Source organism: Micromonospora zamorensis (genome assembly GCF_900090275.1).
Taxonomy (GTDB): Bacteria; Actinomycetota; Actinomycetes; order Mycobacteriales; family Micromonosporaceae; genus Micromonospora; species Micromonospora zamorensis.
This window is the reverse complement of sequence record NZ_LT607755.1, coordinates 3,057,566-3,084,231: the sequence shown is the minus strand read 5'-3', so window position 1 is coordinate 3,084,231 and position 26,666 is coordinate 3,057,566. Positions and strand designations below refer to the sequence as shown.

General features: G+C 72.6%; 22 protein-coding genes and 1 pseudogene. 14 read left to right on the top strand and 9 right to left on the bottom strand.

All coding sequences use genetic code 11. The features are described 5' to 3' along the window. The first annotated feature begins 55 nt into the window (after positions 1–55). The 5 genes from GA0070619_RS13480 (at position 56) to GA0070619_RS13460 (ending at position 4,002) form a co-directional block, all read left to right on the top strand. Positions 56–1,162, top strand: coding sequence for a nucleotide disphospho-sugar-binding domain-containing protein (locus tag GA0070619_RS13480; protein WP_088948377.1), 1,107 nt, complete (start codon positions 56–58; stop codon positions 1,160–1,162). Between the two features lie 55 nt (positions 1,163–1,217). Beyond that, positions 1,218–1,784 carry a dienelactone hydrolase family protein gene (locus GA0070619_RS13475; protein WP_088948376.1) on the top strand — a complete coding sequence of 189 codons (567 nt, stop codon included), beginning with the start codon at positions 1,218–1,220 and terminating at the stop codon, positions 1,782–1,784. An 85-nt stretch (positions 1,785–1,869) separates the two neighbouring features. Beyond that, positions 1,870–2,478 (top strand): hypothetical protein, encoded by a 609-nt coding sequence (locus tag GA0070619_RS13470; RefSeq protein WP_088948375.1) that lies wholly within the window; start codon positions 1,870–1,872, stop codon positions 2,476–2,478. Positions 2,479–2,579: 101 nt separating this feature from the next. Further along, positions 2,580–3,398, top strand: coding sequence for a class I SAM-dependent methyltransferase (locus GA0070619_RS13465; protein ID WP_088951778.1), 819 nt, complete (start codon positions 2,580–2,582; stop codon positions 3,396–3,398). 58 nt (positions 3,399–3,456) lie between these two features. Next, positions 3,457–4,002 carry a YciI family protein gene (locus tag GA0070619_RS13460; protein WP_088948374.1) on the top strand — a complete coding sequence of 182 codons (546 nt, stop codon included), beginning with the start codon at positions 3,457–3,459 and terminating at the stop codon, positions 4,000–4,002. Between the two features lie 109 nt (positions 4,003–4,111). Here GA0070619_RS13460 and GA0070619_RS13455 read toward each other — a convergent pair whose 3' ends face one another. Beyond that, positions 4,112–6,427: an adenylate/guanylate cyclase domain-containing protein gene (locus tag GA0070619_RS13455; protein WP_088948373.1), complete on the bottom strand. Its 2,316-nt coding sequence runs from the start codon at positions 6,425–6,427 to the stop codon at positions 4,112–4,114. Between the two features lie 194 nt (positions 6,428–6,621). On the opposite strand from GA0070619_RS13455, the gene GA0070619_RS13450 reads away from it, so the two are divergent. The 5 genes from GA0070619_RS13450 (at position 6,622) to GA0070619_RS13430 (ending at position 15,064) form a co-directional block, all read left to right on the top strand. Then, positions 6,622–9,516, top strand: a complete 2,895-nt coding sequence (locus GA0070619_RS13450) for a helix-turn-helix transcriptional regulator (protein ID WP_088948372.1) — start codon at positions 6,622–6,624, stop codon at positions 9,514–9,516. A gap of 136 nt (positions 9,517–9,652) precedes the next feature. Next, positions 9,653–10,423: a DUF5995 family protein gene (locus GA0070619_RS13445; RefSeq protein WP_088948371.1), complete on the top strand. Its 771-nt coding sequence runs from the start codon at positions 9,653–9,655 to the stop codon at positions 10,421–10,423. A gap of 364 nt (positions 10,424–10,787) precedes the next feature. Beyond that, a complete protein-coding gene (locus GA0070619_RS13440) occupies positions 10,788–11,189 on the top strand; it encodes a hypothetical protein (protein WP_088948370.1) in 402 nt (133 codons plus the stop codon). A gap of 87 nt (positions 11,190–11,276) precedes the next feature. Next, a complete protein-coding gene (locus GA0070619_RS13435; RefSeq protein WP_088948369.1) occupies positions 11,277–13,373 on the top strand; it encodes an APC family permease in 2,097 nt (698 codons plus the stop codon). 173 nt (positions 13,374–13,546) lie between these two features. Further along, a complete protein-coding gene (locus tag GA0070619_RS13430) occupies positions 13,547–15,064 on the top strand; it encodes a right-handed parallel beta-helix repeat-containing protein (protein WP_088948368.1) in 1,518 nt (505 codons plus the stop codon). Positions 15,065–15,264: 200 nt separating this feature from the next. Here GA0070619_RS13430 and GA0070619_RS13425 read toward each other — a convergent pair whose 3' ends face one another. Together GA0070619_RS13425 and GA0070619_RS13420 are read right to left on the bottom strand one after the other, a co-directional pair. Beyond that, a complete protein-coding gene (locus tag GA0070619_RS13425) occupies positions 15,265–16,224 on the bottom strand; it encodes a TIGR03557 family F420-dependent LLM class oxidoreductase (RefSeq protein WP_088948367.1) in 960 nt (319 codons plus the stop codon). Between the two features lie 178 nt (positions 16,225–16,402). Continuing rightward, positions 16,403–17,284 (bottom strand): NAD(P)-dependent oxidoreductase, encoded by an 882-nt coding sequence (locus GA0070619_RS13420; protein WP_088948366.1) that lies wholly within the window; start codon positions 17,282–17,284, stop codon positions 16,403–16,405. 97 nt (positions 17,285–17,381) lie between these two features. On the opposite strand from GA0070619_RS13420, the gene GA0070619_RS13415 reads away from it, so the two are divergent. Both GA0070619_RS13415 and GA0070619_RS13410 read left to right on the top strand, forming a co-directional pair. Continuing rightward, complete coding sequence (locus GA0070619_RS13415) at positions 17,382–17,801, top strand: winged helix-turn-helix transcriptional regulator (protein ID WP_231927404.1); 420 nt, start codon at positions 17,382–17,384, stop codon at positions 17,799–17,801. Positions 17,802–18,018: 217 nt separating this feature from the next. Next, positions 18,019–18,474, top strand: coding sequence for a hypothetical protein (locus GA0070619_RS13410; RefSeq protein ID WP_088948365.1), 456 nt, complete (start codon positions 18,019–18,021; stop codon positions 18,472–18,474). A gap of 67 nt (positions 18,475–18,541) precedes the next feature. On the opposite strand, the gene GA0070619_RS13405 is transcribed toward GA0070619_RS13410, so the two are convergent. Next, positions 18,542–18,748 carry a hypothetical protein gene (locus GA0070619_RS13405; RefSeq protein ID WP_007460667.1) on the bottom strand — a complete coding sequence of 69 codons (207 nt, stop codon included), beginning with the start codon at positions 18,746–18,748 and terminating at the stop codon, positions 18,542–18,544. 253 nt (positions 18,749–19,001) lie between these two features. On the opposite strand from GA0070619_RS13405, the gene GA0070619_RS13400 reads away from it, so the two are divergent. Continuing rightward, on the top strand, positions 19,002–19,829 hold the full coding sequence (locus GA0070619_RS13400) for a hypothetical protein (RefSeq protein ID WP_088948364.1): 828 nt from the start codon (positions 19,002–19,004) through the stop codon (positions 19,827–19,829). Beyond that, the gene (locus GA0070619_RS13395; protein WP_088948363.1) at positions 19,826–20,581 is read left to right on the top strand and encodes a maleate cis-trans isomerase family protein; all 756 of its coding nucleotides are present in this window, start codon (positions 19,826–19,828) and stop codon (positions 20,579–20,581) included. The genes GA0070619_RS13400 and GA0070619_RS13395 overlap by 4 nt, the downstream gene beginning before the upstream one ends. Positions 20,582–20,624: 43 nt before the next feature. On the opposite strand, the gene GA0070619_RS13390 is transcribed toward GA0070619_RS13395, so the two are convergent. The 5 genes and pseudogenes from GA0070619_RS13390 to GA0070619_RS13370 all read right to left on the bottom strand — a co-directional run bounded on the left by GA0070619_RS13390 (position 20,625) and on the right by GA0070619_RS13370 (position 26,354). Continuing rightward, entirely contained in the window at positions 20,625–21,833 is a 1,209-nt protein-coding gene (locus GA0070619_RS13390; protein ID WP_088948362.1) for a low temperature requirement protein A, read from the bottom strand. A gap of 307 nt (positions 21,834–22,140) precedes the next feature. Beyond that, entirely contained in the window at positions 22,141–23,313 is a 1,173-nt protein-coding gene (locus tag GA0070619_RS32365) for a hypothetical protein (protein WP_231927403.1), read from the bottom strand. 304 nt (positions 23,314–23,617) lie between these two features. Beyond that, positions 23,618–24,967, bottom strand: a complete 1,350-nt coding sequence (locus GA0070619_RS13380; RefSeq protein ID WP_088948361.1) for an FAD-dependent oxidoreductase — start codon at positions 24,965–24,967, stop codon at positions 23,618–23,620. Positions 24,968–25,136: 169 nt separating this feature from the next. Further along, a pseudogene (locus GA0070619_RS13375) lies at positions 25,137–25,466 on the bottom strand (TcmI family type II polyketide cyclase); the annotation flags it as partial. 90 nt (positions 25,467–25,556) lie between these two features. Further along, a complete protein-coding gene (locus GA0070619_RS13370) occupies positions 25,557–26,354 on the bottom strand; it encodes an AfsR/SARP family transcriptional regulator (RefSeq protein WP_088951777.1) in 798 nt (265 codons plus the stop codon). Between the last annotated feature and the right edge of the window lie 312 nt (positions 26,355–26,666).

Sequence of the window (26,666 nt, the reverse complement as noted above, 5' to 3'; positions counted from 1 at the left end):
TGGTAGGCCGGTCGCAGGGCCTCGCGGGTGTTGTGGTCGACATAGGATCCTGCTCATGCGTGTGCTGGTGGTCTCCGCGCCCCTGGTCGGGCATGTCTTTCCGCTGGTGCCGCTCGCCGTCGCGTTGCGCGACGCCGGCCACGACGTGCTGCTGGCCACCGGGGGCGGTGGCCTGGCCGCCGCCGGCGCCGGTCTGCCCGTGCACGACATCGCACCGGGCTTCGACTTCGGCCGGATCGCGTTGCGGGTCTTCCCCCGCCATCCGCTGATCGCGCGTGCCGAGCTGGCCGGCACCGCAGGCACCCGGGGCGCCGGCCTGCTGTTCGGCGCGCTCAACGACCAGCTCACCGACCCGGTGGTCGCGCTTGCCACCCGGTGGCGGCCGGATCTGGTGCTGCACGAACCGTTCGCGGTGGCCGGCGCGGTGGCCGCCGCGCGGCTCGACGTGCCTGCCGTACGCCAGGAGAACGCCTTGTTCGACGGCCGGGACCTGGTCGGCGCCACAGTGGCCCGACTCGGCGGCGCGCTGCGCCGGCACGGCCTGAGTGAGCTGCCGCCACCCGTCGCCGCCCTCGCCGTGGCCCCGCCCAGCGTGGCCGTGCAGGGCGGTTGGCCGATGCGCTACGCGTCCTACGTCGGCGGTGGCGAGCTGCCGGCCTGGCTGCGCGAGCCGGGTGACCGGCCCCGGATCCTGGTCACCCGCAGCACCCTGACCGGCCCCGGTGACCGGGGGCCGATGCCCGCCGTGGTGGCCGCCGCCGCCGACGTGGACGCCGAGATCGTGCTCGTCCGCCCGGACGATCGGTCGGCGCGGTCGCTGCCCGCGAACGTGCGGTTGGTCGACTGGATTCCGCTTGACGAGGCGCTGCCGGCGAGCGCGGCGCTGGTCCACCACGGCGGGGCGGGCAGCGCCCTCGGAGCCCTCGCCGCCGGCCTGCCCCAACTGGCCACAGTGGGCCCGGGGGACCGGCGGCACAACGCCGAGCTGGTGGCCCGTCGGGGCGCCGGCCTGGCCCTGCGCCCCCGGGACATCACCGCGCAGGCGCTGACCCGGCTGCTCACCGACGACGGCCTGCGCGTCGCCGCCGGGCAGGTCAGCCAGGAGATCGCCGCGATGCCGCCACCCACCGACCTCGTCGCGCGCCTGGCGGCACTGGTCTGAGGCTCGCCCCGCGTGGCCGCGCCGGGCGCGCGGTCGGCTGCGGCAGGATGACGTGATGCGACACGTCGTGCTGTTCCACTCCGTGTACGGCCTGCGACCCGCCGTGCGCGCCGCCGCCGACCGGTTGGGCGCCGCCGGCCATCAGGTCACCACCCCCGACCTGTACGGCGTGCCGGCCACCGACACCGTCGAGGAGGGCTTCGCGCTGCTCGACAAGATTGGCCAGGAGGTGGTGCTCGACCGGGCCCGGGCAGCGCTGCGTGACCTCCCACCGGAGACGGTGCTCGCCGGCTTCTCGATGGGCGCCGGTGTGGCCGGGGCGCTGCTGGCCGAGCGCCCCGACGCCGCGGGTCTGCTCCTGCTGCACGGCACCGGCGGCGCGCCCGACGCGGTCCGGGCCGGGTTGCCGGTGCAGCTGCACCTCGCCGACCCCGACCCGTACGACGCGCCGGAGGAGGTCGACGAGTGGCAGCAGGCGCTCACCGACGCCGGTGCCGACCTGACGGTCTTCCGCTACCCCGGGGTGGGGCACCTGTTCACCGACCCGGGCCTGGCCGAGCACTCCCCGGACGCCACCGCGGCGACCTGGCCGCGGGTGCTGGCCTTCCTGGCCGCCTGCTGAGCGTCAGGTCCAGCCACGGTCAGTGGTTGTGCCGCCACCGTAGCGTGAGGACAGACGGACTCTCGCAATCGAAGGGCGTGCCGGCGTGAACGAAACGGTCCTGAGCGTCGTTGGTCTGGTGCTGGTCGCGGTCTCGCTGTGTTTCTCCGCGCTACAGACACGGGAGGTGGCCAGGCAGAGCCGCATCAACAACGGCATCGGTTCGGCTACCGCGCTTGTCGAGGTCAACAACCTCATTCGCTCCTGGCACGAACGTCTGCTCCAGGACCCGTCGGCGCGGCCGTACTTCTTCGACGGGAAGCCCTGCACGCCAGACGACGTGGAGCGGCCGAAGCTGTTGACCTTCGCGGAACTGCTCGGCGACGTGCTCGAGTGCAATCTTCAGATGGCCTCGCTGCTGCCCGCCTTCAACTTCGCCCACTCGTGGCATCACTGGCCGGCCGAGATGCTGCGACACAGCCCGATCCTCGACGAGGTGGTGGAGAGCCACCCCGAGTGGTGGCCGACGCTGCACCTGCTTCAGCAGCAGATCCGCGCCGGCGCACCGCAGGCCCATCCCCTCGTCACGGGGCACAAAGTCCGGTGGCGGCCGTCCCGCGTCAGCGTCGGGGGAGGGGTTCGCCCCAAGCCCGACGCCGACGCCGAGACGACGATCTCGGCGGGCGACAGGGCCGCCATTCCTCCGCAGCGATGAGGCCCTGAGCCGTTCCCTGCGGGTTGTGCGAGCGCGCCGCCCCGGACGCACCCTGTTCGATATCGTGGCGCCACATCAAGATCCTTGAGCGGGGTGTGGCGATGACGACGACGGCGTTCGACGATCATGAGCGGTCGCGCTGGGCGGGGCGCGCGGCGGCGTACGACCGCAGCCTCGCCGCGCTCTGTGCCCATCCCGCCCCGTCGCTGTTGGACGCCGCGAACGTCGGCGCGGGCACCCGCGTGCTGGACGCCGGCACCGGCTCCGGGACGGTGGCCAGGTTGGCGAGCGCTCGCGGTGCCAGGGTCGTGGCCGTCGACGCCGAGCCCAGCATGGTGGAGTTGGCACGCAGCCGCGTCCCGTCCGCCGAGGAGGTCTGCCTCGCCGCGCTGCCCTGCCTGCCGTTCTCCTCCGGGTCCTTCGACGCGGCCGTGGCGAACTTCGTGATCAATCACGTGGGTGACCCGCTGGCCGCGATCGGTGAGCTCCGACGGGTCGGCCGGCCGGCCGGTCGGATCGCGGTGACGATCTGGCCCGCCCCGCCGCCCGAGGCGCAGAGCCTCTGGGGCGAGGTTTTCAACGCCGCCGGGGTCGACCGTCCGACGTCGGTGCCGAGGGTGGACGCCGAGAGGGACTTTCCCCGTACCCCCGAGGGGTTCGCCGGGTTGCTCGACGCCGCCGGCCTCGTCGACGTGCGCTGCGACACGATCACCTGGGCGCATCGCACCGACCCCGAGGCGTGGTGGAGCGGCCCCGCCAACGGCATAAGCAGGCCGGGCCTGCTGATGGAGACCCAACCGGCGGCCATGATCGTGCGGATCCGTGCCGCGTACGACGAGCTGACCGCCCCCTACCGCGACCCGGACGGCCTGCTCGCGCTCCCCACCGCGGCGCTGCTGGCCTCGGCGTCCGTGCCGTAGGACGACTCGCCTGCGCCCGGCCGGCAGTGGATCGGGCACGGCGTCGACAATGTGCGGCATGGAGTTCCTGTGCTACCACCGCGACCGGCCCGACTCGGCCGCGTTGCGCGACGAGTTGCTGGCCGAGCACTGGACCTACATGGACCGGTACGCGGCGGAGATGGTCGCCCGCGGCCCGACACTGTCCGGCGACACGGCCACCGGCAGCGTGCACATCGTCGACGTGCCCGATCCGGCCGCGGCGCGGGCGTTCGCCTTCGACGAGCCGAACTACCAGGCCGGCGTGTACCGGGATGTGCTGCTGCGCCGATGGCGCAACACGCTGGGCCGCACGATGTGGGACTTCCCCGGTGGTCGGACGGGCGGTGACCGGTACCTGGTGCTCGGCCTCGGCGCGGGGCCGGCCGTCGACCTGGCCGTGCCGCCCGACCCGGACGAGCTGATCGCGTACGGCCCGCTGCTGTCCGACGACGGCGAGACCTGGCTCGGCACCGCCGCGCTTCTCCGCGCACCCACCCCGGACGCGGCGCGCGCCATCCTGACCGTGGACCGGTACGCCGACGTCGAGGTGCACCGCTGGCAGTTCGGCGGGCGTCCGTCCTGACTCGCTCCCGAGACCTGCTCGGGACGGTCGTGCCGATCAGTGGCAGCTCAGCAGACGGGTGCTCGGCGTGTCGAGTTGCTCAGCTGCCAACGTCAACGACGCCGGTCCCTCAGGCGGAGGCGGCGAGGCCGGTCGGCCAGCGGATCAACGGCGGGCGCGGTCCGGTGCGCACCACGTCCGGCGGAGCCCCGGCACCGGCAGCCGCCGTGCGTCCGGCCGGCCCGGGCACGGCAGGCACCGCGCGGATCGTTGCCGGGGACCGGTCGGGGGCCGCAGGCCAGTGACCGCCCGCGTTGTTCGGTGTCGCGGACGCTCGGGTCGGAGGCACGTCGCCAGCCGACGCAACGGCGCGGAGCCGGCGGAAGCCCAACGATCGGTTGGCTCCGCCCGTCGGCGCGGTCGGTGAGGTGGCCATTGTCGAGCTGGGGAGGCCTCGGCGCAGCGGGTCGGTGACGCCGGAGGGCGGCACCGCGAGGACGACGTCGAGGCGGCCGTCCCGGGCCCGAACGATGTCGAGGGGCACGACCTCGGCGCGCCGCACGCCCGAGCCGCTGACGGCAGCCCGATCGGACCCAGCCCGATCGGACCCAGCGCGGTCGGACCCAGCCCGCTCGGCCGCAGCACGGCCGGACCCAGCACGGTCGGCCGCGGCGTGGTCACGGGGAAGGGCGGCGTCTGGGCGGACGGTGTCGAGGGGCGGCGCTTCGGCGGCCCGTCGGCCGAAGACGGCCCGCAACGCGCGGGGCAAGCGTTCGGCGGCGACCTGGCGCAGCGCGGGCGCGACGAACGCGTACCCGTCGGCACGCCGGGGGAGCAGCAGCCCGGCCGCGACCAACCCTCGTAGGGCCGGCGCGGACCGGCCGGACGCCCAACCGAGGGCCCGGTCGACGGCACCGCCGGAGATCACACCGCCGATGGTGGCAGCGGCCATCAGCACCGCCCGCCGTTCACCGTCGAGGTGGTCCAGCTCCGCGCAGACGGCCCGGCGGACCGCCTCGGGCAGCGGGAGTGTCATCCGGTCGGCACCGTCCATGATCGACCGCACGTACGCCGCCGCGTGCCCGGGTCGGCCCCCCACCAGGTGCAGCAGCCGGTCGGCGAGGGTCACCGGTTGCCCGGCGCGAGTGAGCAGGTGGCGCAGCAGCCGCCCGGACTGCACCGTGGCCAGCGGCCCGATCGTCACCCGTCGGGCCGGGCTGGGCCGGGTGTCGGCCCACTGCGGCTGGTGCAGGGTGATCAGGGCCAGTGGCAACCCGCGCGCCGTCGCCGTGCTGAACAGCGCGTGCAGGAAACGGCTCATCGCCGGCGCCGCCCGGTCCACGTCGTCCACGGCGACGATCAGCGGCTGGTGCGCGGCCAGACGCAGCAGGACGTCCCGGCAGATCGCTGCCCCCGCCAGCGCCGCCGAGGAGCCGTCCGGGGTGGTCAGGAACCGCTGCAGGGTCGGGATCGCCGCCGCGACGCGCTCCGGCGGAAACAGCGACGCCAGGGCAGCCACCAACCGGTCGTGGACCACCGCCGGGCCGTCGCCGTGCCGCACCCCGGCGAGGCCGCGGAGCAGTTCGGCGGCCGGCGCCATGACCTGATCGGGGTACGGCTGGCAGGTCGCCACACACCAGCGCACCGGCATCCCGTCCACCGTGGTCAGCCCACGGGTCAACTCGTGCAGCAGCCGGCTTCGCCCACTGCCGGTGGGGCCGACCAGGGAGATCCAGCGCGGGTCCTGCTCGCGGATGGCCCGGCTCAACTGGTCGCGGATCGTGGCCAGCTCGCGGCGGCGACCGATCAGTGGGCCGTCGTGCCGGTCGGTGCCCGGACGGACCGGACCGACGGCGTGCCAGACCGGCATCGGCGGCACCCGGCCGGCGACCGACACCGGTGTCAGCTGACGCTGGGTGATCAGGCCGGCGGTGGCCCGGGCGGTGGCCGCGCAGAGCGCGACGGCGCCGGGTGGCGCGTACTCCTGCAGGCGGGCTGCGGTGGTGATCACCGCGCCGCTGGCCACGCCGTGCCCACCACTGACGGCACTGCCCAGGTCGACCACGACCTCGCCGGTGGCGACACCGACGCGGACCCGCAGTCTGCTGTCGCCGACCATCGGGCGGCGGTCCAGCGCGGCCTGGATCTCAAGCCCGGCTCGCACCGCCCGGTACGCGTCGAAGCCGTCCGAGTGCCGGGCGCCGAAGAGCGCCATCACCGCGTCGCCGACGTACTTCTCCACCACCCCCTGCCAGCGGTGCAGCACACCGGCCACGGTGTCGAAGTAGGCCCGTTGCAGCGCGCGGACGTCCTCCGGGTCGAGTCGGTCCACCAACGCGGTGGAGCCGACGATGTCCGCGAAGAGCACAGTGACTGTGCGTCTCTCCTGGGGCACCGGCCAGTGCGGGGTCGAGGTCCGCTGCGCGTCGACGATGATGGTGGTCATGGGTATCGCACCGGCCCTTCTCCCCGCTCATGCCTGATGGCCCCCGGAGATTGGCACTCCTGGGCTCACGGGGGATCTGCCGAACGACGTATGTCGGCCACCCGCAACCTTTAGTCGCAAAGTCGACGCGAGGAGTACCACAAGCGACGTGTGGCCGTAGAACGGTGAGGGGCCCTGTGATTAGGCTGCGTGCCATGGCCAGCGATGTGGACACCGCACCGCTCGTGGGTCGGGCCGAGCTGGTGCAGACGGTTCGGTCCGCGTTGCTCGGTGACGGCGCGCACGGGCAGACCGCCGCCGTCTTCCTGACCGGCGAGAGCGGTGTGGGCAAGACCCGGCTGCTGGGCGAGATCGGCGACCGGCTGCGTGAGCAGGGCGCCGTGGTGCTCACCGGCAGTTGTCTGGACATCGGCGACGCGTCGCCTCTGCACCCGCTGTTGCAGGCGCTGCGGCGCTTCGACGCCGACCTGTCCACGCGTGCCCGCACCTCCTCGGCGGTGCGGGGGCTGTTGCAGATGTTCGCCGACGAGACCGCCGGCCCGGATGGCGCGGGAGCGCTGCTGGAGCGGGTCTCGCGCGGGCTGCACCTGATCGCCGAGGGCCGACCGCTGGTGCTGATCCTCGACGACCTGCAGTGGGTCGACCGCAGCACCCGGCAGCTGCTGCTCTATCTGTTGGCCGGGCTCGGTGACCTCCAGCTCTCGGTGCTGGCGGCGGTGCGCGCCGAGTCGTTGCAGGGCGCGCACCCGCTGCGCCGGGTGCTGACCGAGCTGCGCCGGCTGCGCACGGTGCGGGTGCTCGACCTGGCGCCGCTGGGCCGGGCCGACACCGAGGAGCTCGCCGCCGCCGTGGTCGGCCGGACGCTGTCCGCCGAGGCGGCCGAGCAGGTGTGGCAGCGCAGCGGCGGCAACCCGTTCGTCATCGAGGAGCTGGCCCGCGACCTGCGCGACGGCCGCGACGGTCTGTCCGAGACGCTGCGGGAGATCTTCCTCGACCGGGTCGACGCGCTGCCCCAGCACGCGCACGCGGTGGTGCACGCGGTGGCCGCCGGTGTCGAGCCGGTGCAGCACTGGCTGCTGGCCCAGGTGCTGCGCCTGCCGGAGGACGAGCTGATCGACGCGGCCCGCGCCGCTGTGGCACACCGGCTGCTGGTCGGCGCCGACGACGGCTACCGCCTGCGGCACCGCCTCGTCGCCGAGGTGCTGGCGCACGAGTTGCTGCCGGCCGAGCGTTCCGGGTTGCACCGCCGCTACGCCGAGGCGCTGACCGCCGCGCCAGGTGAGCTGCACCAGGCGCGACTGGCACACCACTGGCGGCTGGCCGGTGAGCCGGCGCGCGCGTTGCCGGCGGCGGTGGCCGCCGCACAGGAGGCCGAGCGGCTGCACGGTTACGCCGAGGCGCACCGGCACTGGTCGGCGGCGCTGCAACTGGCCGCCGACCCGGGCCCGCGGACGGTGGACCGCGTCGAGCTGCTGGAGAACGCCGCCGAGGCCGCCCACCACTGCGGGGAGCACGCCCGCGCGTTGGCCCTGCTGGAGGAGTTGGCCGCGTTGCGGGGCGGCGAGCCGAGCTGCGCGCTGCACATCCGTCGGGCCCGTTACCTGGCCGCCGCCGGCCGCTCGGCGCTGGCCGAGGAGGAATACCAGCGGGCGCTGAAGGCGGCGGACTGTTCGCCGCGCGACCGCGCCGCCGCGGCCGCGCGCCTGGCCGAGCTGCTGCTGCACCTGGGCCGCTACGCCGACGCCGGCGAGCGGGCACGCGAGGCGCTGGCGCTGGCCGAGAACGTGGAGGGCTCCGCCACCGAGGTCGTGCTGGCCAGCTCGGCGCTGGGCTTCAGCGACGCCTGTCTCGAAGACCCCGACGCAGGCCTGGCGGTCATGCGCGACGCCCTCGACACCGCCGAGCGCGCCGGCCAACCCGAGGACGTGGCCTGCGCCTACCTGCACCTGGCGGAGCTGCTGACCGGCCCGCTGAACATCCTCGAAGAGGGCGTGGTGGTGGCGCGGCGCGGCGCCGAGCGGGTGGCCGAGCTGGGGCTGGGCCGCACCTGGGGCACCCGGCTGCTGGCCATCGCCATCAACGGGCTGTTCCGGGTGGGCCAGTGGGCCGAGGCGGAGAAGGTGGTCGCCGCGGCCCTGCGGCACCGACCCTCCGGCGCGGACGCCGTCGAGTTGCTGCTCGCCCGGTGCCGGCTCTCGGTGGGCTACGGGGACATCGAGGCCGCCGGTCGGGACCTCGACGCGGTGGCGACCCTGCTCGCCGGCGGTGGGGCGCGCCACGTCATCCCGCTGCTCACCCTGCGGTCCGGGCTGGCCATGTGGGAGGGCCGGCACGACGTGGCGCGGCTGGCGGTCCAGCGCGGCCTCACCGAGAGTCGCTCCGACGACGTGATGATCCTGTCCGCCCTGGTCTGGCACGGGCTGCGCGCCGAGGCGGAGGCGCACGCCAGCCGCACCGTGGACGTGGACCCGACCGCCGTACGCCGGTTGCGGGACGTCGCCGACCGGGTGGCCCGCAAGAGCGCCGGCGCGGCCCGACCGGTGCGCTCGGTGGTGGAGGGCTTCCTGGCGCTCTGCGCTGCCGAGGTGAGCCGCCTCGACGGCAGCGACCCGGAGCTGTGGGCCGTGTCGGCCGCCGAGTGGGACCGACGTAATCACCCCTATCCGGCGGCGTACTCCCGGCTGCGGCAGGCCGAGGCGCTGCTGGCTCGTCGCAGCCGGGTGGCCACCGCCGGCAAGCTGTTGCGTGAGGCGTACCACGTGGCGCAGGGGCTGGGCGCGGTGCCGTTGACCTCGGAGATCCGCGAGCTGGCCGGGCGGGCCCGGGTGTCGCTGGAGCAGCGGGAGCCCAACGGCGCCACCCGCGGGGCGCCCACCGAGGAGTCCGACGACGAGTTGGCCGCGCTCACCGCACGGGAGCGGGAAGTGCTCGCGCTGGTCGCCGAGGGGCTGACCAACAAGGAGATCGGTCAGCGGCTGTTCATCAGCGAGCGGACCATCGGGGTGCACGTGTCGCACATCTTCGACAAGCTCCAGGTCCGCACCCGGGTCCAGGCCAGCGCGATCCAGCTGCGCAACCACCGGGGCTGATCGCCCCCGGCCGTACGTAGGCCGGTGCGCGCGCCGGGATACGTCGTTCTACTGATCCGGCGCACGGGTGTCGGCTGAGAGGCTGGGCCGCGTCGACGACGGCACGGGGGATGCCGCCGACCACGATGGAGGAGAGATGACCGAACCGGTCTGGGGGCCCGTGCACCGGGACATCGTCGACCTGCTGGCCGACCATCCCGCGGACGTGCCGGCCGTGGTCGATCACCTCACCAAGCTTCAGGACCTGCTGGTGCGGCTGCCTCCGTTGGAGGCCAGCTGCCCACTGGCCGACTTCAACAGGCTCTACCTGACCATCACCAGCAGTGTGCTGGACGGGCTGTACGACGACCGCTTCGTCGACCCGGCGTTCCTCTCCCGGCTCGACGTCGAGTTCGCGGCGCGGTATTTCGACGCGATGCGGCTCTGGACCGACTCCAGCCCGGGCACGCCGAAGGCGTGGTCGTGTCTCTTCGAGCGGATGCGTGGGCCGGACGCCCGCCCGTTGCCCTCGGCGGCGGCCGGGGTGAACGCGCACATCAACTTCGACCTGCCGTTCGCCCTGGTGACCACGTTCGACCACCTGGAGTCGGAGCCGGTCGATGGCAGCGACCAGCACCACGACTACCTGGAGATCAACAAGATCTTCGCGGACAAGATCCCCGGCCTGCGCCGCGGCTATCTGGAGCGGTGGCAGCTGCTCATCGACATGCTCAACGGCGACATCGACGACTGGTACCAGGGGGAACTGGTCGAGTACACCCGCGATGTCGCCTGGCGTAACGCGCAGAAGATCTGGCGGTGCCGGCACGACCCGGACGCCCGCGAGTGTGAGCGCATGCGGTTGGACGACAACGCCGCGGCGCTCGGCCGGCTGCTGCTCTCGCCCCTCGGGGCGTTCCTGCAGTAGTCGGGACGGGGGGCCCCCGCGCTCCGCCCCGTGGGGGGCGGCGGAGCGCGGGGGTGCGTCCCACCAGCTCCACCCACCCCGCGTGGTCGCCCGACGTTCGGTCGGCCCTCGGGGAGAACAGCCGGCCGGCCCGGGGGGTGTCGACCGTCTGCCACCGTCGGCCGGCCCGGGGGGTGCCGGCCGGCGGTGGGGGAGGGCGGCGACGGTGCGAGATTAGGTGGTGTCGGCGGGCGCGCAACGGGTACGCCCGCGCCATGACCGTCCTGGCCCGGCACCGTCCCGCCGCCCGACCCCGGCCGGCGCGGCCCGGGCCCCTGCGGCCGGGTGGCCCGGTGTCGCGGCCCACCGCCCGGCCCGGTGCGCGATGACCGAGGCCGCGACGCGGTTTCCGTTCCGCTTCGATCCGGCGTTCCGCCCGGTGCTGGCGCTGCTGGGGGTCCGCCCGGCGACCGCCTGGGTGGCCGTGACCGACCGGGATCTGACGATCCGGTACGGGCCGTGGCGGCTACGGACCCGCCGGGACAACGTGACCGCAGTCGAGTTGAGCGGCCCGTACCGCTGGTGGCGGGTGATCGGGCCGCACCTGTCGTTGGCCGACGGGGGCGCGAGCTTCGGCACCAGCACGGCCGGCGGGATCTGTCTGCGCTTCGGTGAACCGGTGCCGGCCCTGGTACCCGGCGGTCGCCCACGGCACCCGGCGGCCACGATGACCGTCACCGACCCGCCGGCGCTGGCCCGGCTGCTCGCCGTCCCGGATCTGTCCTGAGCAGGCTGGCCACGTCCCCGTTTCCGCAGGCCGGGCCCCCGGCCACCGCCTACCGTCGGATCAGGACCTGTGAGGGTGGGACGGACGATGGGTGACGAGCACCGGGCGAAGCCACGACGCTGGAGCGGACGCCGGCACACGCCGAACGGGCCGGACCCGGCGCTGCGGGCGGCCCGCGACCCGGCCCGCCCGCACCGGAGCGGTCGGCACGGCGTCGTGGTGCCCGAACGCGTGCCCACGCCGGTCCGTTCGGGGCCGCCGGCGAGCCGACTGCGCCGGTGGCTCTTCCAGCATCAGGTGCAGCCACCCGGCCCGGAGGCGACCGAGGGGCAGGAGCGCAGGCACGCCTGGTGGCAGGTGATGTGCCTGACCGGCGTGGACTACTTCTCCACCCTGTCGTACCTGCCGGGCATCGCGGCGGTGGCGGCCGGCGCGCTCTCCCCGCTGGCGACCCTCCTGATCGTCGCGCTCACCCTGTTCGGCATGCTGCCGATGTACCGGCGGGTGGCCCACGAGAGCCCGCACGGCCAGGGGTCGGTGGCGATGCTGGAACGGCTGCTGCCGTTCTGGCGGGGCAAGATCTTCGTCCTGGTGCTGCTGGGCTTCGTGGCCACCTCCTGGATCATCACGATCACCCTTTCCTCGGCCGACGCCACAGTGCACCTGCTGGAGAACCCGTACCTGCCCGACGCCCTGCACGGCCCTCTGGTGCCGGTCGTCGTGACCGTCGCGTTGCTGCTCATCCTCGGCGGGGTGTTCCTGCTCGGGTTCCGCGAGGCGGTGGTTGTCGCCATCCCGCTGGTCGCGGTCTTCCTGGTGCTCAACGCGGTGATCGTCGTGGTCGCGGTGGTCCGGATCGTCGGCGACCCGAACATCGTGTCGGACTGGACCGCCGCGTTGACCGAGACCGGTGGCGGGCCCGGCGGTGTGCTGCTCACCGCCGTGCTGGCGTTCCCGCTGCTGGTGCTGGGGCTGTCCGGTTTCGAGACCGGGGTCAGCATGATGCCCCTGATCTCGGCCGACGGTCCGGACAAGCAGGCCCGACTCGCCGCCCGGATCCGCAACACCCGTCGGCTGCTCACCACCGCCGCCCTGATCATGTCGGTGTACCTGATCTCGACGACCTTCGTGACCACGGCGCTCATCCCGGAGGAGGAGTTCCGCCCCGGTGGCGCCGCGAACGGGCGGGCGCTGGCGTTCCTGGCCCACACCTACCTGGGGGAGGTGTTCGGCACCGTCTACGACGTGAGCAGCGTGCTCATCCTCTGGTTCGCCGGCGCCTCGGCGATGGCCGGGCTGATCAACATCGTGCCGCGCTACCTGCCCTCGTACGGCATGGCGCCGGAATGGGCGCGGGCGGTGCGCCCGGTGGTGATCGTCTACACGGTGGTCAGCGTGGCCATCACCATCGCCTTCCGGGCCGACGTCAACGCCCAGGCCGGGGCGTACGCCACCGGCATCCTGGCGATGATGGTCTCCGGCGCGGTGGCGGTGACGATCTCGGCGGCCCGACGGCACCAGCGCGCTGCCGCGATCGGCTTCACGGTGCTGACCCTGGTGCTGCTGTACGCGCTGCTGGAGAACGTCGTCGAGCAGCCGGACGGGATCACCATCTCCGCGCTGTTCATCCTCGGCATCATCGTGGTCTCGCTGGTCTCCCGGGTCACCCGGACCACCGAGTTGCGTGCCGAGCGGATCGAGTTCGACGAGCCGGCCCGTCGGTTCATCACCGAGTCGCTTGCCCACGACGGGCAGCTGCACCTGATCGCGAACAAGCGGCAGCAGGGCTCGGTGAAGGAGTACACGGTCAAGGAACGGGCGCAGCGGGGGATGAACCCGGTGCCCGGGGCGGCGGACGTGCTGTTCCTGGAGATCGACGTGGTCGACCCGTCGGGGTTCAGCCAGGTGCTGCAGGTGCACGGGATCGAGGTGGGGGGCTTTCGTGTGCTGCGTGCCAGCAGCCCGGCCGCGCCCAACGCGATCGCCGCGATCCTGCTGGCTCTGCGCGACGCCACCGGGGTACGTCCGCACGCGCACTTCGAGTGGTCGGAGGGGAGCCCGATCGCGCACCTGGCGCGCTATCTCATCCTCGGCCGTGGAGACACCCCGCCGGTGGTACGGGAGATCATCCGTCGGACCGAGCGGGACCCGCTGCGTCGGCCGGGCATCCACGTCGGCGGGTGACCGGCTGCCCTTTTGGTGGGTTCCAAAGATGAATAAGGGCACTATTCACGTTCACACCTTCTTGTCCGTATTGCGGACTTATCGTGACGTCTGGTGGTCGACGGTACGTCGAGCGCCCCGCGCCCGGATCGGCGCGCGGTCACGGTAGGCAGGCAGGAAGGTAGGCATTCTTGATGTCCACGTACCCAGGAGGAGACCGCGCGACCCGACCCAGACGGCGGTCCCGATGGTTCCTCGCCAGCGGCTTCCTGGCGGGGAGCCTGGTCGTGGGAGCGGCCGGCGTTGCCGGCGTGGCCGCCGCCGCGGACCGCGCCCTCTCCCTCCCCGGTCTGGGCCGACTGAGCGCGACGGCCGGAAGCGACGACGACCGCCGGGCCGACGACCAGCGTGGGGAGGGGCGCGACAAGGACGGTGCCGAGCGGGGCCGTCCGGCCACCCCGGGCACCGGCAAGCGCGGTGTGGTGTCGGTGCCCTGCGACGCCGCGAAGCTGGTGGCGGCGCTGGTGACGGCCAACGCCGAGGGCGGCGCGGAACTCCGGCTCGCGCCCAAGTGCCGCTACACCCTCACCGAGGCGTTCCACGAGACCGACCAGTACGACGGTGGAATCCGCGACGCACGGGAAGCGGCCGACGCCGCGGAGACCCCCGGTGACGCCGAGGCGCCGCCGCACAACCCGGCCGACGACACCGCCGGCCTGCCGGTGATCTACCAGCCCATCACGATCGACGGCGCCGGAGCCACCATCGCCCGGGACGCCCAGGCCGCCGCGTTCCGGTTCTTCACCGTCCGCGACGGCGGCGAGCTGACCCTGCGCGACGTGGAACTGCACAACGGCCGCTCGGCCATCGAGGGAGGCAGCGTGCACGTGGTGCACGGTGCGACAGCGGTGGTGGAGCGGGTCACCGTCACCCAGAGCACCTCGCTGTCTCCCGAGGGCGGCGGCGGAGGCATCTTCAACGACGGCAACATGGTGGTCACCGACTCCACCTTCATCGGCAACAGCGCATCCGGCGCCGCGGGCAAGGGCGGGGGCCTGCTCAACGGTGGCGTGCTGACGCTGAAGCGATCCGAGTTCCACCGCAACAGCGCCAACGGGTACGGCGGCGGGCTCGGCAACTACCGTGGCGCGGCCGACGTGGAGAGCGTCTCGTTCACCCAGAACAGCGCCAGCCAGGGCGGTGGGCTGGCCAGCTTCTCGGCCCGGACCAAGGTCTCCGACACCGAACTGCTGAACAACACCGCGCAGGTCGGCGGCGGTGCCGCGAACTCCGACGCGGTGCTGGTGATGCGCACGATGACCATCCGCGGCAACACGTCCACCGTCAACGGTGGCGGCATCTCGACCGTGAAGGGCCTGACGCCACTCGACGACAGCGTGGTCGAGGGCAACACCACCCACGGCCTCGGCGCCGGCATCTACGCCGAGAAGGCGAACCTGCTGGTACGCGGCAGCGACGTGACCCGCAACGAGGCCGTCGGCGCCGCCTCCAAGGGGGGCGGCATCTACGCGACGGCGGGTTCGGTGGCCATCTACACCAGCAAGGTCACCCACAACGCGTCGACGGTGAAGCCCGGTGGCATCTTCGCCTCGCACGCCCAGGTCAAGATCGACGATGAGAGCGTGGTCGTCGAGAACGAGCCGACCAACTGCGAGGGCAGCCAGGCGCCGATCGCACACTGCTTCCGCTGAGCGGATCAGCACCGAGCGGACCTGCGCACGACCCGCGCTGAGCGGACCTGCGCACGACCCGCGCTGAGCGGACCTGCGCACGACCCGCGCTGAGCGGACCCGCGCAACCGGCCGCCCCGACGATCAGTCGGGGCGGCTCGGTGCGTCCCGCTCGGGCCGTGCGGCGCTCGGAGCGGCCGTGGTGTCAGGTGCGGCGGCCGTCAGCTCATCGCCCGGAGACGGCCGGCGAGGTCGCCGGCGAAGAAGTCGAGGAAGCCGTCCGGGTCGGGGCCGGCGTTCTGCAGCACGATGTGGTCGAAGCCGGCTTCGACGTACGACCGGACCTTGGCGACGTGCGGCTCCGGGTCGGGGCCGATGGCGAAGAGTTGGCGGATGTGCTTCTCCTCGACGTACGCGCTGGCCGCGTCGAAGTTGACCGGGTTCGGCAGTTCGCTCATCACCTTCCAGCCGGTGACCATCCACCGGCTGGTCTGCAACACCGCCTGCACCGCCTGCTGCTCGTCGGTGGCCCAGGCCAGCGGAACCTCGGCGTAGCGTGGGCCCGACCCGTTCGCGCGTCGGTAGTGCTCGACGATGGACGCCTCCGGCTCGGTGGCGAACAACCCGTCGCCGAGTTCGGCGGCCAGCCGGGCCGACGCCTCGCCGCTGGCCGCGACCGCGATCACCGGTGGGGTGTCCGGCAGATCGAAGATCCGGGCGTCCTCCAGTTGCAGGTGCCGGCCCTCGTACGACTGGTATCCGCCCTGCCAGAGCAGCCGGATGATTTCCAGTGCCTCGCGTAGCCGTTCGTGTCGGCCCCGCACGCTGGGGAAGCCCTGGCCGACGACGTGCTCGTTGAGTCGCTCGCCGGCGCCCACCCCGAGGGTGAACCGCCCGTCGGAGACCAGTGCCATGGTCGCCGCGGCCTGCGCGATGATCGCCGGGTGGTAGCGCACGGTCGGGCAGGTGACGCCGGTGGCCAGCCGTAGCGTGCTGGTCCTGGCCGCGATGGCGCCGAGCACGCTCCAGGTGAACGACGAGTGGCCCTGCGTGTCGAGCCAGGGGTGGAAGTGGTCGCTCATCTCGACGAAGTCGAAACCGGCCTGCTCGGCCATGACAGCCTGCCGGATGATCTCCTGGGGGCCGTAGCCCTCCGAGGCCAGCTTGTAGCCGATCTGCATGGCACGCTCCGAATTCCGTCCGCCGGTCGACGCCGGGTCGGCTTCCCGCCCTCGACGTCGACAAACGCCGCCCAGGCCTGCAAACCAGCCTCCTAGGACGGCTTGCGGGGTGTGGTGACCATTCCTAGCCGAAGGCCGCCACCGGCGCGGGCCACTTCTCCAGGTGGCGAGGGACCGGTCAGCGCACCAGTAGGTCGATCACGCCAGTCAGGTTCTCCTCGCCACCGCCCTCGGCCAGGCGCCGGCGCATCAGGTCGAGGTAGGGGCTGAGCAACTCGGTGCTGACACCCTGTCCCTCGGCGGTGCTCAGGAGGGTCGGGGTGCCGGCCACCTGCATGGCGAGAGTGGAGACGACATCCCTGGTGTAGTCACCGCTGCGCAGCTGGTCGGCGGTCTGGTGCACCGCCGGGACCATCGCGACGAGCCAGTCGGCGAGCAACGGGGCGAGCGCTGCGGGGTCGATGTCCTCCCTGCGGACCAGAGCGAAGGCGTGCGCGACTCCGGCGAACATCCCGTACATGGCGCTGAGCAGAGCCACGTCGTGCAGTGCCGCGAAGCCCGCATCCTCGCCGACGTAGGTCGTGCCGGCTGGTACACCCAGGGTGTCCTGGTGCCGCTCGAACACCGTCCGCGAGCCGCTGTAGAAGACGTAGCCGCCAGCCTCCGGGGTGCCGATCATCGGAGGGACGGCCATGATCCCGCCGTCGAGGTAGCGGGCACCACGCTCCCGGGCCCACTCGGCGCGGGCGCGGGCCTGGTCGGGGGTGCTGGTGGTGAGGTTGACCAGGTCCTTGTCGGCCAGGTCTGCGCCGGCCACCACCTTGCCGACCGAGGTGTCGTCCAACAGGCAGACGACGACCAGGGTGTTCGCCGCGACCGCCTCGGCGGCGCTGTCCGCGACCCTCGCACCCTCGGCGGCGAGAGCGGCGGCGCGGGCCGGGGTGCGGTTCCAGACGGTGAGCGGATGGCCGGCGGCGAGCCAGGTACGCGCCAGCGCGGCGCCCATCGCGCCGAGTCCCAGCATTGTGACGGAGGTCTTCTCGAGAGTGTTCTGTGCCATGCCGATTAGGCTGGCCACAGTTCCGCAAGTGATCAAGTACGCACTTGGGAGTGGGTGGTTACCCCGGGGTGAGGAAGCACGTCAGGAGGGGTGGGGCATGGCGACGCTGAACCGGCCGGGCGCACCGGACGGACACATCTGCGGGATCGACACGGCGATGGAGGTGATCGGTGGCAAGTGGAAGGTGCTGATCCTCTGGGCGCTCCACGAGCACCCCCACCGCCGCTTCGGCGAGCTGCGTCGACTGCTTCCGGGGATCACCGAGAAGGTGCTGACCTCCCACCTTCGGGAAATGGAAGCGGACGGCGTTGTGCGCCGCGTCTCCTACGACGAGGTGCCGCCGCACGTCGAGTATTCGCTGACCGAGGACGGCACACGCCTCAACGAGGCACTCGAGCCGCTGGCAGCCTGGGGCCGCCAACGGCCGAAACCCGGCGGCGCAGCGGGCGCGAACGAGCCCGGCGTCCCACCGCGCGATGACAGCGATGGCCTCGAACATCTCCGAACGGATTCGTAAGCAGGTCGAACATCCGATCGCCTGTTCGGAACAGGCACCACCCCTTCCGACGGTCACCGTCGGGCCACAGACTTTTTCTCGTCCGGCAGGGCCGCGCGACGGAGGGCCGACAGGGTCTGACGTCGCCCACGAACATGACCCGGCCGCCAGACAAGGTTAGGCGTGATCAACGTCGGCGGCCGTCCTGGTCGCGGCAGAGCCAACAGGGGAGTGCAGGATGACCAACAGACTGTTCCGTCGTGCCGCCGCCGTGCTCGCGGCGGCCACCCTCGGGGGCGGCGCAGCCCTCGCCGCCGCATCACCAGCCCAGGCGGCAACCACCTGCAAGCGCGGCGAAGCCACCGTCACCAGCCCGACCGGGGGTCCGGGAGCCACTGCGGCGGCGGCCATCTGTATCGACGGCACCGGCCACGCCTGGCTCGACTGGTACGACTACAGCTACGTCCGGGACCGGAAGGCCGACGGGTACGCCGCCCGCGCGTACGTCTACTGGTCGACGCAGTACACCGGTGCGATCGGCGTCGACGACACTGCCACCTCCGCGGCCACCACCCTGAAGTGGGAGTCCAACGGCGGCACCCAATACCGCTGGACGGAGGTCTGGGTGTGCCTGGGCTTCGCCCACCCCGATGACGGCAACGGCCGATGCGCCCTGGTCGTCTACCACGCCTGAGTGCTCCTCGGCGACATGCGCCGGCCCGTGCCCCCGGTCAGGGGGCACGGGCCGGAGTGCGTTCGACCTACTTCGAGGGTTCGGGCAGCTTGCAGTCGACCTTGGGGTTGGCGCCGATGTAGTTCAAGGGCCCGGCCACGATGGTGACCAGGATGGTGCCGGCCTCGGCGCAGTTAGTGTCGTCGCCGCTGTAATAGCCTCGCTGGCCACCGGCGATTGCGCCGATCACCAACCAGATCACGACGATGACTCCGAGTATCGAGGTGCCGCGCATCGCTGCCTCCTGGGGGAATGTGGTGGATCTGAGGTGCAGGCGTTGTACCCAATCGGGTCACGCGGCTAACGGTTGCCCGCCACGACCCCCGGGGGATCGGCCGTCCGGCCGATGCCGTCCGCCGTTGAGTACCGCCCGCGCATCAGCCGCCCGCACCGGGTCACGCGAATCGGCTATCGGATCGCCGACCGACCTCGCCGTCGTACGGGGCGGTGGACGTAGAACTGCCTCAGCGCCCCGCCGAGGAGGACTCATGGACGCCCCGTCACCGCCCCTGTACATCGACCGCCCCGAGGACGTCGCGGTCGCGGCCCGCGCGCTGGCTGGCGGCGCGGTCGTCGCGGCGGCGTTCGCCAACTTCTACGTCATCGTCACGCGTCCCGACGCGGACACCGTCGGCCGGGTCAACCTCGCCAAGGGGCGTCCGGTCCACCAGGTCGGCAGCATCACCACCGCGATCGGACGGATCCCGGGAATGTTCGACTGGACCCGGATCTCGCCCCGGTTGCCGGTCGGTCGGGTGCGGGCGTTGATGGACGCCCTCTACGGCGCCGGGCCGTTCGGCTTCCGGGGCCCGGCGGCGGAACGGCTCCCCGAGCACCTCGTCCAGGTCGACCAGGGAGTACGAACCACCCAGGTGATCGCCCCGGGCCTGACCTGCCCGTCCAACGCCTTCTTCGAGCGGGCGCTCGCCGAGACCGGGTCGGACCACCTCTACATCACCTCGGCGAACCGGTCCCGCCATCTCACCGGCACGGCCGAGGAACCGGCGCACTGGAAGGCCGGGGGCCTCGCCGCCGACTTCGCCCACCTCGACGACCTGGTGGTGCTCCTGCACCGGGACGAGGCGGCGGCCCGCGCGGCGTACCCGGGCTACCTCACCACCTCGGTCACCCTGCTCTCCTTCCACGCGCCGGAGGGTGAGCTGGAGGAGCCGCCCGTGCTCACCGTGGACCGGCACGGGTCGCTGCACCTCGACGACGTCCGCCGCGCGGCCGCGCCGCTCGGCCTGCAGGTGCGCCTCGGCGGCACCGCCCGGCAGCGGTTGCAGGTCCGGGGGTACGCCGGGGCGCTGGTGTGAGCGAATACCGGGTCGGCCTGGTGGTGCCCAGTTCGAACACCACCATGGAGACCGAGATCCCGGCGATGCTGCGCCGACGCGAGATTGTCGACCCGACGGTCCGCTTCACCACGCACTCCAGCCGCGTACGGCTGCGCCAGGTGACCCTCGACGAACTGGCCCGGATGAACCGCTCCGCCGTCCGGTGCGCCGCCGAGCTGGCCGACGCCCGCTGCGACGTCCTCGCGTACGCCTGCCTGGTGGCGGTGATGTGCGAGGGCGCCGGGGCGCACGAGCGGGCCGAGCGGCGGTTGGGCCGCGCGGCCGGTCGTGCCGGGCACGACATGCCGGTGGTGACCAGCGCGGGCGCGTTGGTCACCGGGCTGCGGGCGTTGGGTGCCCGCCGGGTGGCCCTGATCGCGCCGTACCTGCCGCCGTTGACCGCGACCGTCGCCGCCTACCTTGCCGCGCACGGCGTGCAGGTGACCGACGCGTTGAGCCTGAGCGAGCCGGACAACGTGGCGGTGGGACGCATCCCCACGTCCCGCCTGGTCGAACTGGCCGACCGGCTGGACGTGACCGACGTGGACGCGGTGGTTCTCTCCGCCTGCGTGCAGCTGCCGTCGTTGGCGGCGGTGCCGCAGGTGGAGGCCCGCCTCGGCCGCCCGGTGCTCACCGCGGCCACCGCCACGGTGCACCAACTGCTGACCGGTCTGGGCGTCGAGCCGTACGTGCCGGACGCCGGCCTCCTGCTGGCCGGGACGGCCCGCTGACCCGCCGACGCCGCGGTGGGCCGGTTCAGTGCGGTGGGCTGCTTCAGTGTGGTGGGCTGGGAGCCTCCGGCGGCTTGCCGTAACTGCGTCGGAAGTCCGCGTACGCCACGCCGGCCAGCACCAGGAGGGCGCCGAGGGAGGCGAACACCGGTGGCAGGTACAGCACGGCGGGCGCGATGGTGAGCAGCGCCAGCACCCCGCCGGGGCGGGACCACGACACCCGGCTGAACACCTCGTACTCGAAGGAGGCCCGTCCGGTCAGGAAGAGTGCCGGACCGCCGAGGATCACCGCCGCCCAGGCCGGTGGCGTCCGGCCGCTCGGTTCGAGCAGCACGAGGTGGAACCCGGAGGCCGTGGTCACCACCCCGGCGACCATCAACAGATGGGTGTACGGCGCGGTGAACAGGAACTTGCTCGGCGACGCCGATCCCTTGATGGCCATCGGTAGGAGCTGACCGGACTTGTGCACGTAGATTCGCCAGAGCAGCAGGGTGGTCAGGAACGCCACGGCGAACGCGCCGATGTTCTCCGTCTCGCTGTGCTGCGCGCTGAACATGGTGCCGATAATCAGGATCGCGTCGCCGAGGGCGATGATGAAGAACTGCTGGTAGCGCTCGGAGAGGTGCTCCGCCGTCACGTTGCGCTGGGGTTCCGGCACCATCCCGAGCCCGGGCACCGGGTACGCGAGGCGGAAACCGATGTAGTCGATGGCGAGCGCGATAGCCCAGCACACCAGCCGGGCGTCGTCGCTGACGAACCCGCCGATGATCCACGGGATCGCGGACACCGCGAACCAGATGAAGATGCGTACCGCCCGACGCTGGGTCTGCGGTTCTCGGCGTACCGCCGGCATCAGGAACAGCCCGCGCCCCAGGTGGATCGCCACGTAGGTGCCGGCGAAGACGAGCCCGCGGTCCTTGAACGCCTCCGGGATCGCCGTGGTCATCAGCAGCGCGCCGAACATCACGGCGCTGATCAGCAGCTTGATCTCGGTGCGTTCCGGGTTGTACAGGTCGGTGACCAGGGTGGTGATCACCCAGGTCCACCAGACGGCGGCCAGCATGATCAGTGCCTGACCTGCCCGGTGCCAGTCGAGCTGGTCGACCAGTCCGCGGGAGATGAGGGCCAACGCGACCACGTACACAAGGTCGAAGAAGAGTTCGAGAAGTGTCACCCGGCGCGGGGCCGCCGGATCACGCACCGGAGGGCGGCGGGGCCCAGGTGACCCGGGCTCCGGCGCGGCGAGGTTCACGGGATTCTCCTGCGGAACCGGTCGACTCGACGGACCCGTCCGGTCCACCTCCCCGGACGGTAACGATCGGTCGACGGCACGGCCCCGAATTCGCCGGCCCTTCCCCCAACCGGGGCTGATCGACTCGGGTTCCTGTAAGTCGGGGTGTCCGGGTCGGTCGGATGGCGCGGTTTCCTGCAAGGCGAGTCGCTCACCGTGCGCCTTGTCCGTCGGTTCGGCGTGCGGCCCTGCGGTGTTCCGACCCGCACGGACGAGCCCCCGGCCTACCGTCGCGTTGGACGGTGGGCCGAGGGCTCGGTCTCGGGCGTCAGGCCTGGTTGCTGCCCGGCAGCACCGCGGCCATCTCCTCACCAGCTCCGGCGAGCACACGGGCCTGCTGCGGCCAGCTGGCCAGCCCGGGCGCGGCGCGCAGACCGGCGGCACGGATGAGATCGCGCAGTGCCGGCTCGTCCAAATCGCCGAGCTGGCCGTACGTGCGCACGCCGGCGTCCTGCAACGCCGCCGCCATCTTCGGGCCGATCCCCTGGATGCGGCGGAAGTCGTCGGCCGGGCCCGTCGGGTCGCCCTCGTAGGTGCTGATCGCGGTGTCGGCGGTCGAACGGACCGGAGGGGTCGCGCTCACGGCCGGCCGGACCGGAGGCGTGGCCACCGGCGCCCGTACCGACTCAGCGTCAGCGTCAGCGTCGGTGCTCACGGCGTTGGTGTGCACGGCGTTGGTGTGCACGGCGTTGGTGTGCACCGCGTCCGCGTCGGCCGGCTCCGCGTCCACCCGGTGAGCGTCCACCGGGTCCACGTCCACCGCGTCGGTGGTCACCGGTGCCTCCGCCGGATCGGCCACCGTGGCCCGGGTCTCGGCATCGTCGGCCGGGGTGGTCGCGACCGCATCGTCGGCCGGGGTGGTCGTGACCGCATCGTCGGCCGGGGTGGTCGCGACCGCATCGTCGGCCGGGGTGACCGGGAGCGGCTCGTCGGCCGGGGTGCTGTCGAGCGGCGTGCTGTCAACGGACGGGAGGTCGTCCGCGGGCCGACGAGGGGCGATCACGCCCGCCGGGGCGGGCTGCTCATCGACCTCGACCGGTTCGGGGGTCGACTCCACAACGGGCTCCGACCGCAGCTCGGCCGGGTCGGGCTGCTCGGCGGCCGGTACGGGCGGCGGGGGCTCGGTCAGCGCCATATCGGCCGGGTCGATAGTGCTCGGGGCTTCCGTCGGGACGGGAACCGGGGTGGGACCGTCCGCAGCGGTCACCGCGGCTGGCGCGCTGACCGTGTCCACCGGCACCGGCTCGTCCGCGACGGCGGTCGGGGCCGGGTCGACGGCGGCCGCGGGCTGGACCTCGTCGGTGGTGGCCGCCGGCGTCGGCGTGGAGATCACGGCCAGGCCGGCGACGGGGTCACCTTCCACAATCGAGTTGCCTTGCACGCCCCGCCGGCCGCGCAGCAACCATCCGGCGGCCAGTCCCAGCAACAGTGCCAGTACCACTATCAGCGAGTGTCCGATAGACCACGCCACGGCGAACCTCCCTCTCAGCTCGTTGGATAAGTCACGAGAAAAACTCGCCGCAGCTTCGCACACGCGTATTGCGGGCGAGAGACAGGATCGGCCAGGGGCGTTGTGCATCGGGCGGCCACATCAGCCGGTGCCCGCCGAGTGACACAGCGTCGCCTCAAGCAGCACAAAAGCCAGGCTCGACGAGAGCCAGCGACTCGACGAGATCAGCACGGACACGACGAGACCCGGGCCCGGCGCGGAACGCCGAACCCGGGTCGACGGGCTGTTGCCCGGGTCAGTCCTGATCGCCCTCGTAGGTGTGGAAGTCGTCGACGAACCGGCGGCGCAGTCGCGGCACCCGGCTGGTCACTCCGAAGTAGCCGCGTGCCCCGAGCAGCGCGAGCCGGCCCACCACCGGCCGGTACATCCGGTCGTCGCCGCTGGTGCCGCTGCGGTTCAACGATTCGGCGACCCGCGCGAAGCCGTACGGCGCCATGGCGGCCTCGTAGTCCGCCACCGCCTGGAGCAGCGTCTTGTCTCCGGTGGTGGCCCGGGTGAGCTGCTCGCAGAGCAGGCGGGCGTCGCGCAGGGCGGTGTTCGCGCCGACACCGCGACCGGGGGTCATGGTGTGGATGGCGTCCCCGAGCATGGTGACGGTGCTGCTCTTCCAGGGAGGCACCGGTTCGGACGTCGACACGTTGATCGGGAGGACGCTGGCCGGGTCCGCGCGGGTGAGCAGCTCCCGCAGGTTCGGGTGCCAGTTGGTGGTGAGTTCCAGGGCGACCCGTACGAGGTCCTCGCCTCGTCGTTCCATCACGTCGGCGGGGAACCGGCGGGCGGCACTCCAGATGATGAGGTTGATGTTGTCGGTGGTGGTGTCGTCGGACAGGCCGGGCCACTGCCGCAGCAGGGCGGCGTCCGCGTCGCTGACGCCGGGCTTGATCGCCCGTTCGGCGTCCCACTTGAAGTCCATGACGTGCAGCACGCCCATTATCCCGCCGATGCCGAAGATCAGTGAGATGCCCTGGCGGACGCGTTCCGGGACGAGGTCGCGGGTGTGTGCGGTCAGTGGGATGCGGGTGGCGATGTTGATGGTGCCGGCGTCGCGGGTGACGGCGTGCGGCAGGTACTGCCGGCGTACCGCCGAGTGTGTGCCGTCCGCCCCGACCAGCAGGTCGCCGGTGGCGCTGGTGCCGTCGGCGAAGTACGCGGTGACCGTGCCGTCGTCGCGCTGCTCGTACCGGGTGAAGGTCTTGTCGAAGTGCACCACGTCGTCCAGGCCGGTCAGCAGCACGTGGCGCAGCACCATCCGGGCCACCGAGTGTTCGGTGTGCACCGGGTCGGCGCTGGGCCGTAGCGCGAACGACGCGGTCTGGCGCAGCCCCTGGGTGACCACGTTGAAGTAGTGCGGTGGCCGCGCGCAGGTGGCCAGGAAGGTGGCGAACAGTTCCGGCGGCAGGCACTCGCGCAGTGCCCGGCTACCGGTCGGGCCGATGCCGACGCGGTAACCGAGCAGCCCGTCGGTGCGGTCGCGGTGCCGTTCGTAGACGGCGACGGTGATCCCGGCCCGGCGCAGGCCGTGCGCCAGGCAGAGTCCGCCGGTGCCGGCGCCGATGATCAGTACGTGTGGTGGGGCGGCGGACATCTCAGCCAGCCGGGTGCGCGGCAGGTGTGTCGGTGCTGGCCGGGCGCGCTGCGGGAGCGCCGGCGCTGGCTGGGCGCGCTGCGGGCGCGTCGGTGCTGGCTGGGCGCGCTGCGGGCGCGTCGGTGCTGGCTGGGCGTGCTGCGGGCGCGTCTGCGCTGGTCGGGCGCGCGGCGGGCGCGTCGGTGGCGTCCCACCGGTAGAAGCAGCTGGCGATGGCGTCGCGGGGGGAGCGCCAGGTTGGCAGGTACGGCGAGGTGTGCGCGGAGAGCCGCTCGTTGACCTGCTGGAAGAGCGGGTGGTTGCGGGCCGCCGCGAGGGCGTCCGGGTCGACGTCCGAGGTCTCCAGCAGGTGTACGCACAGGTCGTGCAGGCAGTACAGGGATCGGTGCGTGACGCCGGTCAGACCGGGCAGTTCGGTGGCGTCGGATTCGGCGAAGATCTGGGCGACCCGCCCCTCCGCGCCCGGGATGATCCGGCTGACGATCAGTAGACGACTCATGGGACCCCTTCCGCCGGTGGCTTCCCGACCCTCGGACCGGCGCCACGTGCTCTGTGCGCCCACCGTGCCGCAGCGCCTGTCACGTCACCGTCACGTACGTCGGCCGGCCGGTGACGGGCGATCGGTGACGGCGTCCCGGCTGGCCTGGCGGATCGGGGCGAGCGTGTCGTCGAGCAGGGCGCACATCGCCGGGCTCGGCTCCAGGCGCAACTCCCTGCGCAGCAGGTCCCGGTAGACGTAGAAGGCGTGGACGGCTTCGAAGGCGTTGCCCTCGGCGAGGTGGATGCGGACGACCAGCCGGTGCGGTGTCTCGCGTAACGGTTCGGCGGCCATCGCCTCCAGCGCGGCTTCGAGGGCCTCGCCGTGTCGCCCTGCGGTCAGGTGGTGCCCGGCGACCTGTTCCAGCATGTGCAGGCGCAGTTGGCGCAGTCTCTCCCGGTCCAGCAACACCCAGTCGTCGTACCATCCGGGGAGCAGGTCGTGTCGTCCGGCGGCGAGCGCCCCGGCGGCGGTGCGGGGGTCGTCGCCGTCGCGGACCCGGGCCGCGGTGCCGACCAGGTCGTCCACGTCGAGCCGGACCGCCGTGCCGAGTCGTACGGTGTCGCTGGCCATGGTCATCGGGCAGCACGGGTCCTGACGGAGTCGCCACAGCGCCGTGCGCAGGGAGGACAGCGCGCGTTCCTCGGAGGCGTCGGGCCAGAGCAGCCCCGCGAGCTGGCTGCGGGTGGCGCCGGGGCGCAGCCCGATCAGCGCGATCACCCGTTGCAGCCCGCGCGGCACCACGACCGGTACGGCGTCGCGCAGCAGGCGGAAGCCGCCGAGCAGGTGGAGTGAGACGCCCTCCTCGGGCGGTTCTCCGGCGGTCGGCACGGACGGATCAGCGGCCACGGCGGCACCCCCTGCGGGACGCATGTCCCGACTGTCTGCTGTGTCCCGGATCGGTTGCCCGTGACGCCACTGTCGACCTCACCGCTGACGGCGGGGCCGGGCGCGGCCCCGCCCGCTGAGGCCGCCGGGCTGACCACCGTGAAGATTATCAATAGCGGTCACGGTGAGTCAACGCCGGCGTGGGCCTTCTATTCGCGACAGTCAACCTGAGATCGGTTCTGAACTGGGCAAACATCTGATCGATCCGTCGTCCCGGGCGCGCTCGACGCATAGCTGATACACAGGTTGCGTCAACGCAGCGTCACCGTCATG